The following is a 16319-nucleotide window of genomic DNA, read 5'->3' as shown; positions in this document are numbered from 1 at the left end:
CTGATATTTTTAATTTCCTTTTTTGACAATTCCTTCTAGCCCTTGTTGTTTTACTAACTCAAAATAAGCCGGACCATTTCCATACATCCATTGAACCTTACAAATTAAATTGAACATCAGCTAACGCAACCATTAGTTTCTTAAGACTTGTTGTAGAGTTGACGCAAACTGCAAAAAAAGTTAAAAGGAGTAGTATAGCCGACTACTCCCAAAGAAAATTAACCATTACAAATCATAAGTACATTACCATCTGGATCTTGAAAGTTAAAATAAGCAAAATCTCTAATTCGCTCTATTTCTTTGACAATGGATATGTTATTACTCTTGATGAATTGGTGAACTTCGTCTATATCTTTTGCGTAGAAGTTAAATAAGACGTTATTGGATGGCTTCAATATAAAATTTCGGATCAAACATTAGGAACTTTACAACAAGCATTGAATAAATACTTATTAAGTTAAACACGGAGAATTTTAGAGGAGAGTCGCTTTGCCGACTCTTTTTTCTTATTCAATATATTCTGACCAACTGTCTAAATATTTGTTCCTGCCCGGCAGTTACACCTTGGTATAAGCTATAGTTAGGGTATTTAGTTTTTAATTCAACACTAATCAAATCATTTTTTTCTTCAACTAAAATGCCGGTACATAAAGAATGTGCTGCCTTAAAAACAGCTCCTGTTTTCAGCTAACGCACCCGTTAGCCATCCATGAAGCGCAAAAATCAGCGCTTCACCGCAGAGAATGAAAATTGGTCTCTAGGTCATAATGTTTTAATGGCTGGCGAAGAAGGTCGTTGAACTATAGTGCCTTTGAGCCCATCAGTTAGTCTGACTCCGACGACCACGGTGTACCACCGACTGTCGCGCCCTTTATGGGTAGCACTCATGGGAGATTAATCCTTTTTGATCGTCGCGCTAGCCTTTAATTAATTTGCAATGATTGGAGGTTTTTGTTTAACGATTTACCAAACTCAATTAGATCACTCATAAGGCTCAGCCTTTTTTTAAAAAGCGTTTTTACTGGGTCAATTTTGTTGTGGTTTTTTCTGGATATTGAGATTTTTTAATTTTCATGGGAGCTCAATAAGAAAAACGATACCTCTTATTGAAGTATCGCACTCGTTAGTTTAAGAAGTACATCATTAATCAATCAAATGGTTCTCTTCAATTTTCTTTTCTTATTTGAATCTGTAATTAATATTAAAACTAAGATTCTTAGGGCTTATTCCGCACAATTGCACCTACCCTACTTACTCCCATTCCTCCCCCCCTAATTAACTTCAAACCAACAAAATGCGTTATGGTACCTACATTTACAAAAACCAATGGAGAAATATATAATGGTAAGCTTGATTTGTGTTAGAACATCAGTGTGACAAATCCCTGACGCAATAAGGCGATCTAAAAACCTCACTTAGTTTAGGATCATCCATTGTAATTTCTGTGATTTGGAATGGTTCACCTTCCCAAATGTAACTGCAGACCTTTTCTGTTGAATCCTTCCAAAACGATCTGCCCAGATTGTATTATAAGTTTCTAGAAGCTTTCTATCCTACTTAGTTATTTTATGCTTAATATGAATGTACAAAAAGAGAAAAGGGATATATAGATACACAAAGTAAAAAGCAATGTTTGAATACATTTCATTCAATCGCTCTATTTGACTCCTCTCTTTGAGCACATTAGCTATAATAAAGAATAGGACCAGTACAATGAACAGACTTATACGTTGTTTCACATTTATTACTTTCTTAATAGCACGACAACCTGCCCATATTTTCACACTGATATTGGGTAATATGAGAAGTAACCAAATCGAAACAACGATAAATTCGACTCTTTCTATTAGAGGGAATTTCGCAATTTTCATTTGATCTAATGTGGGCCATATTGTATGGTTTAATTGTCCTTCACTAAAGAAAACAAATGTGATGAGTGCTACTATTAGATAAAGTAAGCTTGAGAACAAAAGTCCAAAATGGGCCCATTTTTGTGATCTGTCTGGATTTTTTATGAATGGGTAGAACATGAATAAGGTCTCAAAGCCAACATACTGAAACAACATAGCTTTAGAGGATGATACGATTTCCTTCAGAGAGTGGTTAAAGACGGGTAATAAATTGTGAAAATTGGCAAATTCCAACGAAAAAAAATTAAGGGGAAACAGGATAATAAAAGGTATAATAGTTCCCCAGAAACACATTCCAGTAATCACGCGGAATCCACCGGATACAACGTAATAAATGAGGACTAGAAGAATGAGGCTTATTTGCCAGGTCTTCATTAAGGGAAACAGCCAAACTTGAACAACTTCAATATAAACACGGAAAACAATTAACGCTAATATAAGAAAGTAGAAAATCACAAAAATGTTGAACAGTCCGCCAATCCATTTTCCAAAGCAAAATTTGTGAACATGTATGACATCATTTTTAGCAATTCCAAGAATACGATAGATCATCCAAACTAGTATATGAATGCTTATACTTGATAAAATGATGGAAATCCATGCATCATAACCTGCGTCCTTCGTTATATCTCGTTGAAAACTCATGATTCCTATGCCAATAATATTCGTGTAGATCAGAAAGAAAACGTAAAAGGAAGATACTAAATGTCGTTCGTCTAGTAATGATTTCACGTGGCTCCTCCTTCTCTTATCTGGCAGACTTACTCTTCAATACCTGTATTTAGTATGTCAATATTTGTGTGTACAGTGGTTTTTACTTCTGGGTATATGTCCATAAACCGTTGATAGTCCCAATTTCTTGAGTTGGCTCTAACCTTTTCTCCCAACCCAATGGGATCTACATTGTATCCTTGTGCCAGTGAAATTAAACGTTGGACCTCTTCCTTAAAGTGTTCATTTAAAGTTCGTTCCAATTTTACAATATCTTTATCTTTTTTCAAATCAAACCAGGATGATGCTTTTTCAATCTCTGCATGGATGGTTAAATCGATGAATATACTCGGAATGCCTTCGCTTTTCTCAACCGTATATGTAGTTTTTGCATCCAGGTTTTTCAAGAGAATAAAACCTTCCTTTTTATTTTGCGTGATTTTGGTTTTATATTGTCCATTTTGAGACCCATCAATTAATGTTTTTAGAATTAAGGACTGTCTTAAATTAATATGATTTATGTACTTCCCGTTTTTTAATAAAGCTAACCCGTCAATTTTAATTTGATTTTCCTCTAGGATAAGGTAAGGTAAAATTTGATCCCTCCCTTCTTGATGAAAATTGTTCAAAAACATGTGCAGATTCATTTTTGGCAAATTACCACTTTCAATGTTTTGATTGATTTTTTCACTTAAATGGAATGAAAGATTCACATGTTTACTGGATTGAAGTATATCTTCGGCTGTGTTTTCAGCAATGCCCAACTGCATTCGACTCGCTGTATTTGGATTTCGGGCAAAATTAGTGATAACATCTTCGATCCCTTGTGTGGCATATTCCTTGCCGAACAATATAAAATCTAATTTTCCTGTCTCAATAGGATAGGCTGATTTTGCATTCATTCTCGGGAGTATGTCTTCATATGAATCAGACACCGTTTTATTAATCTTCAATTTGACATTTCCCTGCTCTGCGAAAGTAGGATAAATAACAATTCCTTTAACTTTTCCTTCTTCCCGATCATATCCTAGAGCTTCAATTATCTGAACTTCATCAATGATCCTCTCATGTATACCACACCCTGATAAAAAGAAAGTTAAGCTAAAAGTTAACAGAAAACATAATTTCATTTAATTCACCTTTATTATCCTTTCCTGATTATTCATCAAAATCACTTTTCTTTTTTTTGTGATTATGTGGGTGGTATCTCCAAATTGATTTAGGCCGTAAATAATTTGGCCTTTTGGATGTTTTACTATAAGAGGAACGGATCAGGCTGTCCGTTAAATCCTCAGGCCTAAAAGGATAAAATGGAACGGTATAGGGTGTTCCTAATGATTCTAACCGTGTAAGGTGAATGATTAAAAAGGCAATTCCGATAACGATACCTAGTCCCCCCCAAATAGATGCAAAGAGAATTAAAGGAAAACGTAAAAACCGTATAGTGTTCGACATTTTATAAATTGGAGTAGTAAAGGAAGCTAAGGCAGATAAGGCGACTATAATGAGTAAGACATTACTTGTAAGGGACGCCTCAACTGACGCTTGACCGATAACAATACCGCCCACTATTCCCAATGTTTGTCCTACCTTTGTAGGTAACCGGACTCCCGCTTCACGTAATAGTTCAATCGTGAATTCCAGAAAAATCACCTCTAATACCGGCGGAAACGGGACATTATAACGAGAAATACTAAGTGAACCGAATAAATCGTTTGGAATCATCTCGTAATGGTAAGTGATAACGGCTATATAAATAGATGTTCCAAAAATGGAGAAAAGGACACTGAATACCCGTATTAAACGAAAAAAAGATGCAAGAATCCATGGGAGAAAGTAATCTTCTGGTGAAATAAAATAATCAATGATCGTAGAAGGACCTGTAATGACATATGGCGACCCACTACTTAAAACAGCTACTTGTCCGTTAATAAGAGAGTGAACCGCCCTATCCACACGTTCAGTTGGAAGAAGCAAAGGAAACGGTGTAATGGAATTATCTTCTATAAATTGATGCAGCTGAGAAGTATCAAAAATGACATCAAAATCAATATCTTGAAGCCGTTGGGTCATGGTATTAACATGCTGCTCACTCGTAATCCCATCAATATGAGCAATAATAACTCGAGTATTTGAAGTAGAACCAATGTTTACTTCCTTCGTAATTAGATCAGTTGTATTTATTTGTTGTCTTAATAAATGTATATTTACATCAATATTCTCAAGAAACCCAATTTGTGGCCCCACCACACTAAACTCATTTTCAACATTATTTTGTTCACGCAATCCAGCTTTATCATTAGATAAGAGAATTAAAGCAACCCTTTGATCATTTTCCTTCATTTGAAGTATCGCATACCCTTTAAGTAACTTTGATTCAGCTTCGTTCCGATTATCCGTTATTACAATATCTTCTATTGCGATGATTTTCTTTATGTCATCAATTTTCTCTAGCCTGCCTAGTTCAAAAGGGGTCTCTCGGAAAATCATTAAAATTTTCAGTTGGAGTTGTTGTTGATCGACCAGTGTATTGTAGTAAGAAATGATTAAATGTCCCGCTTCATCCGTAAGTGGAAATTGTTTAAAATCACTGGATTTTTTAACCTTAGCAAACAGCTGGCCAATATCTTGTGAATTCTCAGTCACGGCCTGTTTGTCTTTATTATTTCTAATCTTTCGTTTTTTGAAGAACATCTAATCACCTCCCTATTACAAAGGAATTCATATCCTTCTATATTATGTAAAGTCATCCCCATATTTATGTAAATCCGTTTTATAATAAGTGAAAACTTTATCCTCCCCAGTTTACATAATAAAAATATAGCTTAGAGTAAGCAAAGGACCCTGATCCTAATAGAAATAATCCCTGTAGGGGTAGGGTAGGACAGCAAAACACAAATTTACAAAGTTAAAACTTTTTCAAAATAAAAAGAGCCAAAAGGCTCTCTTAAATCATCGAATGGAGTTTAAACTCTAATGCTCCCCTCAATTTTATACCAAATTCAGTATACTCATTTAAACCGGTCCATACATTAACCCATCCCTCATTTTGTTCAAACAGTTTGCTTATTAGTGTATCATCATTTTCTTTCAAACCTTTTTTTAAACTTCATTGATTTATGCCCTCATTATCTACTATTTGTATAATCTTAATATCAGTTTCTTGATCATCCTCTACTTATATATCTGTTGTAATTTTCCGCATGACCCAAATCCACACAAAATCCTCGAAATCATCAAGGGTAAGAATATCTATTCATCGATATTTACAACTACGTAAGACTAAAACTGTAACGCCTTAATGCTTGTACTTTGGTGTGTGCGTGGGAGGCTTTTCGCCATTCTTCTCCCTATTCGTCTTGTTTAATTGATTTGCATGAAAGCCTTTCCACAAAATGATGTGCAATGATGGATTCAGGAGAAGTATCTCCAGTTTGTAACTTTTGTATGCTTTTAGCGGCCTGATATACCAAATCGAAAATATTAATCTCTATAGAAGAAAAGGCAGGTAATGATAGTTAAGTTGAATGGACTTCCACACTGTGTATAGAAGTCTTTTTGTCTGTTATTATTTAGATTATTGGATAATTCAGCTCGTAACTTGTTTTCCATGCTTAAAGGGTGAACAAGAACAATTGGCGGATAACTGAAATTCAATATTTATATATTGGTGGGATAGAACGTGGCGAAAGGAATGTATCATTTAGAAACTTTTGAAAAAACCTAGGCTTTTCATCATCTGTCTTTTTAAATATTCCATCATCCCCTATTGTTATAGAGATTGGAATACCCTATTAGAACTTTATCTAAAGCTTGGATCGAAGCGTTTACCTTGTCGCTCAGGAACCTTATTCTCTCTAACTACAAAAATATATATGTACAATTCCTTTCGTTAACGTATACTACTGACATCCTACTACTACATCTCTACTACAGGAAAAAAAGAAATACATTACTCCGGATGGATACACAGCAGATATTGTGATTTTTACTATCACTACTAAGAAAACTGCAGAGAAAGCCCCGCCTGAAATGTTTTTGAAGCTATTATTAATCAAACGTGCCACAAAAGATAAGGAAAGTAATTAGTAAATCATTAATTACTAATTAAAGTACTCTTCCTTGTGTAATTTAGCAACTCAAAATCAGAAAAATTTTCTAATTATTTAAAAAATCATTTATTTTCATACATGATAAATAGCCCGGTCATGATGACCGGGCTTGTTTATTGAATTCTTTAAACGGGATAGACTCCATGTTTACGATCGGTAAATGTCAATTGCTTACTGCTATACGCTTCAAACCGGGTGCTCAATTCATCACGCAGGTCATTTGGCTGGATGATGCCATCAACAATCATTTCGGAGGCTAAGCGGTAGATATCGATATCTTCATTATACTCATTGCGCTTCTGTTCGATGAATGCCGGGCGCTCTTCTGGTTCCATCGCATTTATTTTATTGGCATAGACTGCATTGACCGCAGCTTCTGCCCCCATGACCGCAATCAATGCCGTCGGTAAGGCAAGTACGCAGTCCGGTTCAAAAGCGGGACCAGCCATCGCGTATAGTCCAGCACCATAAGCCTTACGGACAATGACAGAAATCTTGGGAACCGTGGCTTCACTCATGGCCGAAATCATTTTCGCACCATGGCGAATGATCCCAGCCTGTTCGACCTTCGTCCCAATCATGAATCCTGGAATATCCACCAGGAACAACAGCGGTATATGGAAAGCATCACATAAATTGATGAACTTGGCTGCCTTATCAGCTGAATCATGGAACAGGACGCCGCCCTTGACACGCGGCTGATTGGCTATGATCCCTATCGTTTGTCCATTTAGCCTTGCAAGCCCAGTAATTAATTCGGGTGCAAATAGTTTCTTGATTTCACAAAACGATTGCCTGTCTATAACCCTATCGATCAGGTCATACATATTGAAGGGTGCATTCTGATTTTTGGGAATCAGGTCTTCCAATGTTTTTTCGAAATCTGCAGGCAGCTCAGGTTTTACGCTTTTAGGTCTTTCTTGATAATTTCCTGGAAAATAGCTTAAGTATCTGCGCGCAAACGCGATGGATTCTTCTTCCGACTTGACAAGCACATCGCCGCATCCTGAAACAGAACAATGCATTTTCGCCCCGCCCATTTCCTCTTCGCTTACCTTTTCGCCAATGACCATTTCTGCCATTCTCGGTGAACCTAAATACATGGATGCATTGCCATCAACCATTACGACAATATCACAAAAAGCTGGGATATATGCCCCGCCTGCGGCAGACGGACCGAACAATAGACAAATTTGCGGGACTTTTCCTGATAACTTCACTTGGTTGTAAAAGATGCGTCCTGCTCCGCGGCGTCCCGGAAACATTTCTACTTGATCCGTAATTCGTGCCCCGGCAGAATCGACTAAATAAAGAAGCGGCAACTGTAGCTTTTCAGCTGTTTCCTGAATGCGAATGATTTTCTCGACGGTCCTTGCTCCCCAGGAACCAGCTTTTACAGTCGAATCATTGGCCATGACACAGACCCTCTGACCATTGATTTTCCCGATGCCTGTAACTACACCATCAGCAGGTAATCCATCACTGGCACAATTAGCAAAGAAAGCGTCCTCTATTTCAACCCCTTCATCGAAAAGCAGCTCTAGCCGTTCACGTACGAAAAGCTTTCCTTTTTCAGCGTTTTTTTGATGATATTTTTCTAAACCGCCTTTTTTAATCGTTTCAACCGTTTCGGTTAGTTTATCCGTCGTTACCATCCCTGTTCCTCCTTCAATTGAAATCATTGGCCCTTAAAAACCGGTTTGCGCTTTTCCTTGAATGCTGACAGACCCTCCAGTCGGTCACGGGTTTTTAAAGTTGTCTGATAGCAGTCTTTTTCAATTTGCAATCCTGTTTTCAAATTAGTCTCAGCCCCTTGATTGATCGCCGCTTTTGCAGCCCTGAGTGCTAATGGGGCATTGACTGCAATTTCCCCAGCCAATTTTTTCGCTTCCTCTAGTAAATGTTGGGGTGAGTATACATGACTGATGATTTTCAAGGCATGTGCGGTTTTTGCATCCAACCTCCTTGCCGTATAAATCAGTTCTTTCGCTGTCGGCATTCCGACTATCCGCGGCAGTCGCTGAGTACCGCCGGCGCCTGGGATGATGCCCAATGACGTTTCTGTCAGTCCAACCTTAGCCGTTTCCGATGCGATGCGTATGTCACAAGCGAGTGCCAATTCCAGCCCTCCGCCAAAAGCCGAACCGTTAATCGCGGCGATGACAGGAACTGGAAGGTTTTCTACAGCCGTAATCGTGTCACCAATCAACTTGACTGTCTCCCTGACTTTATCATCATTCATACCTGCTCGTTCCTTAAGATCCGCACCTGCACAAAACGCCTTTTTACCTGCTCCCGTTAAAATGACCGTTCGTAAATTGGAATCTCTTCTCAATTCATACAGCCCTTCAACTAAGCAATGAAGCAGTTCTGTGGATAGAGCATTAGCAGCATCAGGCCGGTTTAAAGTCACGAGGGCAATTCCATTATCTTCATGACTGATCTCCACTAATGAAGTCATAAATTCACCTCAATTTCTCTTATTGTGCGTTATAAACAGCCATCTGATGGCTAGGCAATGGTTTTTCCAAAAAGCTTTGCATCATGGCCGCAGCCTTCATTAATTTTTCTGGTTTGATTCCCGTTTGAATTCCCATTTTATGTAGCATATGGATCAGGTCATCTGTTGCCACATTTCCGCTCGCACCTGGTGCATACGGACATCCCCCTAATCCTCCGAGCGAAGAGTCGAAAGTGTCAACACCATAATTCAGTGATTCAAGGACATTTGCGAGTGCCATACCCCTTGTATCATGAAAATGGAGGGCAATTCGGCTTATATCATATCTTTTTACTGCCTGTTCTAGGAACAAGGCGACCTGTCTTGGAGATGCGACCCCAATGGTATCACCCAATGAGACCTCATGGATTCCATATTCAAACAGTTGATCACAAACACGGAAAACCTGTTCGGTCGAAACCTCCCCTTCATAAGGACAGCCGAAAACAGTTGAAATATAGCCCCTAACCGTTTTCCCGCTGTTTGCTGCTGTCCCGATGACATCCTTCATTATTGGAAAGGTATCAGAGATCGATTTATTAATATTTTTAAGATTATGCGTTTCACTGGATGACATGAACACGGAAATTTCATCGATATTAGCTTCAAGAGCCGACTCCAGTCCCCTTTGATTGGGTACAAGGGCCGCATAAGTGATACCGGGATTGCGCTTTATTCCCTTAGCAACCTCAACGGCATCCCTCAATTGGGGAATCCACTTTGGATGGACAAAAGAAGTCACTTCTATATAAGATAATCCCGTATCAGAGAGCTGATCGATCCATTCTATTTTGCTTTGTGCAGGTATCATGACCTTTTCATTTTGCAGCCCGTCACGCGGACCCACTTCCTTAATTGTCACTTTTTCAGGCCAATTCATCTTACCCCTCCGTCCTTTTATTCAATGACGGCCAAAATGTCGCCCTCATTTACGAAATCCCCCTCATTCACTTTAAGTTCTTTGATGGTGCCAGCTTCTTCGGCTGCAATGGGGATTTCCATTTTCATCGATTCCAAGATAATGATGTCCTGTCCGTCTGTTACACTTTGCCCCTCATTCGCTACGATTTTCCAAACGCTTCCTGCCATGCTTGCCTTTAATTCTGCCATCTTACATTCCTCCTGATCATTTTGTTTTAAAATATGCGTTATACAGTCAATTTTTTAATATATTTCGCAATGAAATCCGTAGTCGTATCTCCTTGGGAAAAAGCTTCATGAGAAATTATTTCCATAAGCAAAGGAAGGTTTGTTTTTATTCCTTCTATTTTATAGTTTGCCAGCGCTTCTCTTAATCTCTTGATCGCTTTATCCCTTGAATCGCCGCTCACTACCAATTTGGCAATCATCGGATCATAAAAGTGGGACACGACGGAAGTTCCATGAACCGCCAATTCATGACGGATCCCTTCCCCTTCCGGAAGTTCCATGCTGGTGATTCTCCCCGGTGCTGGATAAAACGTTTTCGGGTCTTCAGCGTATATGCGCACTTCAATGGAGTGTCCATCCTGTTTAATCTCACTTTGAGTGAATTCCAATTTGTTGCCCGATGCAATTTTAATTTGCTGCTCGACTAAATCCAGCCCCGTAATTTCTTCGGTGACAGGATGCTCAACCTGAAGACGTGTATTCATTTCCAGGAAATAAAAATTTTTATCACCATCAACTAAAAACTCGAGGGTGCCCGCATTGCTATAACCAATGGATTTTACCGCTGTCACTGCAGCCATTCCCATCCTGTTTCTTGTTTCTTCGTCAAGGAAAGAAGAGGGAGCCTCTTCTACGACCTTTTGGTGGCGCCTTTGAACGGAGCATTCCCTTTCCCATAAGTAAACAGCATTCCCAAAGGAATCCGCCAATACCTGAATTTCGATATGACGAGGCTTCTCAATCAGTTTTTCTATGAACATATCTCCATTGCCAAAAAACAATTGGGCACGTTTTTGATTCCCTTCGAAGGCCTTGGTCAATTCATCTTCATTAGCAACGGCCTGCATGCCGATTCCCCCGCCGCCTGCTGCTGCTTTTAACATGACTGGATAGCCAATTTTTTCGGCAACGGCTGCCGCTTCTGCACTATCAATTAACGGACGTGAAAATCCAGGCACCAATGGAAGTCCCGCTTGTTCCATCTTTTTCCGTGCCTCGACTTTATTGCCCATCTGCTGGATGATTTCTGGTTTTGGACCAATGAATATCAAGCCTGCTTCTTCGCATGAACGTGCGAAATCTGCGTTTTCACTAAGAAATCCGTATCCAGGATGAATGGCTTCCACTCCCGTTTTCTTAGCTATTTCCAAAATCTTATTGACGTTTAAATAGCTTTCCTGTACTCTCGGGCCACCCAATAAATATGCCTCATCCGCCAATCCCACAAATGGCGAATCCGCATCTGCTTCCGAATGGACGGCGACAGTAAGTATTCCCAACTTCCTGCATGTACGAATAATGCGTGATGCTATTTCTCCCCTGTTTGCGATAAGAATTTTTCGAATCATTCGATACCCTCCTTATTTAGTGCGTTCCGATAGTAGATCAAGAGTTTGTTGCCGAAGCTTATACTTTTGGATTTTCCCGGATGCAGTCATGGGATAAGCATCGGTAAATTGAATGTAACGGGGAATTTTATGAAAAGATATTTTCCCTTTGCAATACTCTATCAATTCTTTCTCCGTCAGTGTTTCTCCTGCTTTCAAAATGATCCATGCCGCTACCTCTTCCCCATACTTCTGATCTGGAACGCCGAGTACCTGGACATCGACAATTGCAGGATGTTGATAGAGGAATTCTTCAATCTCACGGGGATAGATATTTTCCCCTCCGCGAATGATCATGTCTTTCAGCCTACCTGTAATCTTGCAATAACCCCTTTCATCCATCACTGCTAAATCACCCGTATGAAGCCAGCCTTCCCGGTCAATCGCCTGCTCAGTGGCCTCCGGATTATTATAATATCCCTTCATTACATGGTATCCCCTCGAACAGAGTTCCCCTTGTTTGCCCCGCTGGACTTCTTCCCCGGTAACTGGATCGACAATTTTCACTTCCACTTTCGGCAAAGCCCTTCCCACTGAGGAAACACGAAGTTCGATCGGATCGTCCGTTCTTGTCATCGTAATTCCTGGAGACGATTCCGTTTGACCATAAGTAATCGTGATTTCCGAGATTCCCATCTTATTCACCACGCTTTTCATGACTTCAATCGGACATGTGGAGCCTGCCATGATTCCAGTCCGCAACGAACGTAAATCATACTGGTCAAATTCATCGAGATTAAGTTGAGCGATGAACATCGTCGGAACACCATGAAGTCCCGTACATTTTTCGGCTTCAACGGTCTGAAGGACGACGCGTGGATTAAATTCCACAATCGGCACCATTGTTGCCCCTACAGAAACCGAGGCCATCGTACCAAGGGAACAGCCGAAACAATGAAAAAACGGAACCGGGATGCAAAGCCGGTCAACTTCGGTAAGCCTCATGCATTCCGCGACATTCAATCCGTTGTTGACCAAGTTTGAATGCGTCAACATCACTCCTTTTGGAAATCCTGTCGTCCCTGATGTATATTGCATATTAATCACATCATCGGGAGCCAATTCCTCCATCCTCATGTCCAGTGACTCCTCCGAAATGGATTCGCTTCCGCTAATGACATCATTCCACGAAAACGTTCCGGGATATCGCGCTTCACCTAAAACGATGATATTTTTCAATTTTGGCAGTTTCTCAGATTGTAATTTTCCTGGTTCTGCATTTTTCAATTCAGGTACGATTTCGTACAGCGTATCAATATATGAATGATCCTTATATTGTTCCATCAGGATGATCGTCGTCGCATCCGATTGCTTAAGCAAGTATTCCAGTTCACTTGTACGGTAATTAGTGTTGACCGTAACCAGCACCCCGCCCATTTTCGCGGTGGAAAATTGGGATATAAGCCATTCCGGTTTATTGGACGCCCAAATGGCGATATGTTCCCCTTTTTTTATATCGAGTGACATGAACCCCCTGGCCGCCTTTCGGCAAATCTTTTCAAATTCGCGATAGGAATGGCGGAGGCCCAGTTCATGGTACACCACCGCTTCATTATCACCATATTGTTCAGCTGTCCTCTCAAGCAATTTCCCGATAGTAATATCTAGCAAATCAGACATCAAACTCCTCCTAATCAAATAAAAGTAAGAATGAACGCGTTTTGCTGTATAGATAACATCTGCATTTCACCAAAATGAACCAAAGCATCATCGTTCATTTTACGTTCCATAAAGATTAACAGCCTAATTGTCTGGCGATAACGATTCTTTGAATTTCGGATGTGCCTTCACCAATTTCCAATAACTTAGCATCTCTTAAATAGCGCTCCACTTCATATTCGCGCATGTAACCAGAACCGCCATGTATTTGAATCGCTTGATTGCTGGCCCGGAAAGCGGTTTCACTTGCAAAAAGCTTGGCGTATGCCGCTTCCTTTGCAAAAGGCTTTTTATTGTCTTTTAACCACGCCGCCTTATATACCATATTCCTCGCCAGTTCAATTTCCATCGCCATGTCTGCCAGCTTGAATTGAATGGCCTGGAAATTTGATATCGATTTACCGAATTGTATGCGCTCTTTTGAAAAAGCTAAAGCTTTATCAAAGGCAGCCTGAGCGATACCGACGGCCAAAGCTGCAATGGAAATCCTTCCTCCATCCAGAGTGAATAAGAATTGTTTGAACCCTTTGTCTGGATCTCCCAATAAATTTTTCTTTGGTACCCGGACGTTATCCAGAATGATTTCACAAGTATTGGAAGCCCGAACTCCCATTTTTTCATAATTGCTATTGATCGTAAGCCCTTGGGTATCGGTTGGCACGATGAATGCCGAGATGATATTCTTGCCCTTGGAATCTTTGCCCGATACAGCAGTGACGGTAACGGTTCTTGAATAGCTGGCATTTGTAATCCATGTTTTCTCACCATTGATCACATATTCATCACCTTCCAACACAGCAGTGGTTCTCGTACCGCCAGCATCGGAACCCGCATTAGGCTCTGTCAACCCGAAAGCTGCCAGAGTTTCACCGGTCGTGATTGGAACCAGATATTTTTGCTTCTGTTCTTCGGTTCCAAAATAGTAAATTGGACTTGCTCCGAGCGAAACTGCTGCAGCATAACTTAAGCCGGTTCCTCCGCACGCCTTGCCAACCTCTTCAACTGCAATGGCATATGAAATCGTATCTCCGCCCGAACCGCCATATTCTTCAGGAAATGGAATTCCAAGTAACCCGAGTTTCCCCATTTTTTTGAATACATCCTCCGCAAACATGGACTTTGCATCCAGCTCAATCGCAATGGGTTTAATTTCCTTTTCGGCAAATTCCTTAACCATTTCCTTAATCATCTGCTGCTCTTTTGTAAGTGAAAAATCCATATGTTCATTCCCCTTTCAATTGAGACCGACTAGTTGGTCTGTACAAATCAAGTTAATTGTTTAATCGACAACAACATTGTTCTTCAGTAGAAATGGTTGGGTGATTTCCGCATCTTTTTCTTCATCTGTTAATAGGGCATTCAGAATTAGATCAACGTAAATATCACCGATTTCATCAATCGTTTTTCCACCGTCCCTTTTGTACCATTTGTAGGACCAGTTCACCATGCCCAGAATTGACATTCCGGTAATTTCCACTGGCAATTCGCTGCGGAACACTCCTTTGTCAATGCCTTCTTTAATGACGGTAAAAATGATTTCTTTATACATTTGACGCTTTTTTTTAATTGCTTCAACATAAGGTGGTTTTAAGTAAATGCTTTCTTGATAGAAAACTGAGATGTGTGGTTTATAGAGGTCAAAAACTTTAACGAATGATTGAATGATCTTTTGCATTTTTTCTGTTGGATGGGTACTTTCTGAAATGGCTTCCTGTGCTTTTATTAAAACATATGAAATAAAGTAATCATGAATGACAAATAGGAGTTCATCTTTGGAAGAGAAATGGTGATAAAACCCCCCCTTGCTAGTTCCGCATGCCTTAACGATTTCGTTAACGGAGACACCATGAAAACCATGCTGATCGAAGAGAGTCAGCGACGTTTCAATTATTTTTTCTTTTAACTCCGTAAGACTGCACCCCCCTTTGTATCCGCTTACATTTAACAACATAATGAGTGTGGATATGTAGTTAACTGGATTTATTTAGATTTTACCAAATATTTAAAAATTGTCAATTTTTAATTTAAACAAAAAACAGCCCTCAATACCAAGAGCTGTCATCTTCTTTATTTAACTAAAGTATGCCTGAACTATGTCACATGCAAGCCTATCCCATGATAACATTCACTATTTATTTCTTCCCTTGACCGGTTTAACTTGGGCTTTTACAAGCTGCCATCCATTGTTATACTTCCATACTGATTTGATTTCCAGTATCGAATCACGTTCATCGGACCCTTTTACATTTTGGACTCCCACAAGCGCTTTCCCTTTCCCAAAAACGTTCTTTAAGTCCAGTGAAGAATATGGATCAACCATAAGCTCTGTCGGTTCATTTAATTTTCCATTTAGATAAATGCCCATTTCATCATAAGCTTGTTTTCTGGAACTGACATCTATCACCACAGGCTTTTGACCTTCAATGATGATTTTCGCTTTGTATCCATCAAGAAATTGGGCCATTACGGGAACGGATGGAGGGATTTCCAGTTTCCTCACTTTTCCATCCTTGAACGTATAGGCGTAACTGGTTATCAACCGCTCTCTACCTTCCATCAAAACCGTGACCAATACATCCTGGACCCCATCATTATTCAAGTCGGCAACCTTGAGATCTGGATTATACCCAGCTTCAAGCGGGACGCTGATTGTACGGCGATTGCTTTCCACACTTAACTCAATTTTCTTCAGAAACTTGCTTCCTTCCTCATATGGCAAACCCTGAACCTGGATGATGTCTATTTTCTGGTCACCTGTTACATCTCTTTTTGTTGAAATATAAGTGCCATCGACCTGAAAATTTTTATCATGCGCTTCAACCGCTTGATAGCTCAAAAAGAGTGAGATGACTAAAACCGCATATTTTAGCAGATCTAACTTTTTCATAGT

General features: G+C 39.8%; 12 protein-coding genes and 1 pseudogene. 1 reads left to right on the top strand and 12 read right to left on the bottom strand.

From position 1 onward, the window contains the following. Positions 1–1553: 1553 nt before the first annotated feature. From MKY17_RS12565 to MKY17_RS12555, 3 genes are read right to left on the bottom strand one after another with little or no spacing between them, the layout of a single operon-like run. Positions 1554–2642 carry a GerAB/ArcD/ProY family transporter gene (locus MKY17_RS12565; RefSeq protein WP_098371984.1) on the bottom strand — a complete coding sequence of 363 codons (1089 nt, stop codon included), beginning with the start codon at positions 2640–2642 and terminating at the stop codon, positions 1554–1556. 29 nt (positions 2643–2671) lie between these two features. Beyond that, complete coding sequence (locus MKY17_RS12560; RefSeq protein WP_098371983.1) at positions 2672–3751, bottom strand: Ger(x)C family spore germination protein; 1080 nt, start codon at positions 3749–3751, stop codon at positions 2672–2674. Between the two features lie 28 nt (positions 3752–3779). Continuing rightward, positions 3780–5315, bottom strand: a complete 1536-nt coding sequence (locus MKY17_RS12555; protein ID WP_098371982.1) for a spore germination protein — start codon at positions 5313–5315, stop codon at positions 3780–3782. Between the two features lie 1257 nt (positions 5316–6572). On the opposite strand from MKY17_RS12555, the pseudogene MKY17_RS12550 reads away from it, so the two are divergent. Further along, positions 6573–6707: pseudogene (locus MKY17_RS12550) on the top strand (ADP-ribose pyrophosphatase); the annotation flags it as partial. 151 nt (positions 6708–6858) lie between these two features. Here the strand turns inward: MKY17_RS12550 and MKY17_RS12545 are convergent. The 9 genes from MKY17_RS12545 to MKY17_RS12505 all read right to left on the bottom strand — a co-directional run bounded on the left by MKY17_RS12545 (position 6859) and on the right by MKY17_RS12505 (position 16316). Further along, a complete protein-coding gene (locus MKY17_RS12545; protein ID WP_179891086.1) occupies positions 6859–8388 on the bottom strand; it encodes an acyl-CoA carboxylase subunit beta in 1530 nt (509 codons plus the stop codon). Between the two features lie 23 nt (positions 8389–8411). Beyond that, positions 8412–9194 (bottom strand): enoyl-CoA hydratase, encoded by a 783-nt coding sequence (locus tag MKY17_RS12540; RefSeq protein ID WP_141994228.1) that lies wholly within the window; start codon positions 9192–9194, stop codon positions 8412–8414. 19 nt (positions 9195–9213) lie between these two features. Beyond that, positions 9214–10113 carry a hydroxymethylglutaryl-CoA lyase gene (locus MKY17_RS12535; protein WP_339202013.1) on the bottom strand — a complete coding sequence of 300 codons (900 nt, stop codon included), beginning with the start codon at positions 10111–10113 and terminating at the stop codon, positions 9214–9216. A 17-nt stretch (positions 10114–10130) separates the two neighbouring features. After that, a complete protein-coding gene (locus MKY17_RS12530; protein WP_076371237.1) occupies positions 10131–10343 on the bottom strand; it encodes an acetyl-CoA carboxylase biotin carboxyl carrier protein subunit in 213 nt (70 codons plus the stop codon). A gap of 38 nt (positions 10344–10381) precedes the next feature. Further along, positions 10382–11731 carry an acetyl-CoA carboxylase biotin carboxylase subunit gene (locus MKY17_RS12525; RefSeq protein ID WP_339202009.1) on the bottom strand — a complete coding sequence of 450 codons (1350 nt, stop codon included), beginning with the start codon at positions 11729–11731 and terminating at the stop codon, positions 10382–10384. A 12-nt stretch (positions 11732–11743) separates the two neighbouring features. After that, entirely contained in the window at positions 11744–13381 is a 1638-nt protein-coding gene (locus MKY17_RS12520; protein WP_339202372.1) for an AMP-binding protein, read from the bottom strand. Positions 13382–13505: 124 nt separating this feature from the next. Next, positions 13506–14648, bottom strand: a complete 1143-nt coding sequence (locus MKY17_RS12515; RefSeq protein WP_141994231.1) for an acyl-CoA dehydrogenase family protein — start codon at positions 14646–14648, stop codon at positions 13506–13508. Between the two features lie 60 nt (positions 14649–14708). Continuing rightward, positions 14709–15380, bottom strand: a complete 672-nt coding sequence (locus MKY17_RS12510; RefSeq protein ID WP_141994232.1) for a TetR/AcrR family transcriptional regulator — start codon at positions 15378–15380, stop codon at positions 14709–14711. Between the two features lie 177 nt (positions 15381–15557). Beyond that, positions 15558–16316, bottom strand: a complete 759-nt coding sequence (locus tag MKY17_RS12505; protein ID WP_141994233.1) for a hypothetical protein — start codon at positions 16314–16316, stop codon at positions 15558–15560. Positions 16317–16319 lie beyond the last annotated feature (3 nt).

The organism is Peribacillus sp. FSL P2-0133 (genome assembly GCF_037975445.1).
GTDB lineage: Bacteria > Bacillota > Bacilli > Bacillales > DSM-1321 > Peribacillus > Peribacillus simplex_E.
Note: the sequence above shows the minus strand (reverse complement) of the source record. Positions and strands in the feature narration are given on the sequence as shown.

Coding starts and splice junctions, on each gene's coding strand:
- MKY17_RS12545 (WP_179891086.1), bottom strand. CDS start 8,388: ATGGTAACGACGGATAAACTAACCGAAACGGTTGAAACGATTAAAAAA.
- MKY17_RS12530 (WP_076371237.1), bottom strand. CDS start 10,343: ATGGCAGAATTAAAGGCAAGCATGGCAGGAAGCGTTTGGAAAATCGTA.
- MKY17_RS12560 (WP_098371983.1), bottom strand. CDS start 3,751: ATGAAATTATGTTTTCTGTTAACTTTTAGCTTAACTTTCTTTTTATCA.
- MKY17_RS12515 (WP_141994231.1), bottom strand. CDS start 14,648: ATGGATTTTTCACTTACAAAAGAGCAGCAGATGATTAAGGAAATGGTT.
- MKY17_RS12540 (WP_141994228.1), bottom strand. CDS start 9,194: ATGACTTCATTAGTGGAGATCAGTCATGAAGATAATGGAATTGCCCTC.
- MKY17_RS12510 (WP_141994232.1), bottom strand. CDS start 15,380: ATGTTGTTAAATGTAAGCGGATACAAAGGGGGGTGCAGTCTTACGGAG.
- MKY17_RS12555 (WP_098371982.1), bottom strand. CDS start 5,315: ATGTTCTTCAAAAAACGAAAGATTAGAAATAATAAAGACAAACAGGCC.
- MKY17_RS12525 (WP_339202009.1), bottom strand. CDS start 11,731: ATGATTCGAAAAATTCTTATCGCAAACAGGGGAGAAATAGCATCACGC.
- MKY17_RS12535 (WP_339202013.1), bottom strand. CDS start 10,113: ATGAATTGGCCTGAAAAAGTGACAATTAAGGAAGTGGGTCCGCGTGAC.
- MKY17_RS12505 (WP_141994233.1), bottom strand. CDS start 16,316: ATGAAAAAGTTAGATCTGCTAAAATATGCGGTTTTAGTCATCTCACTC.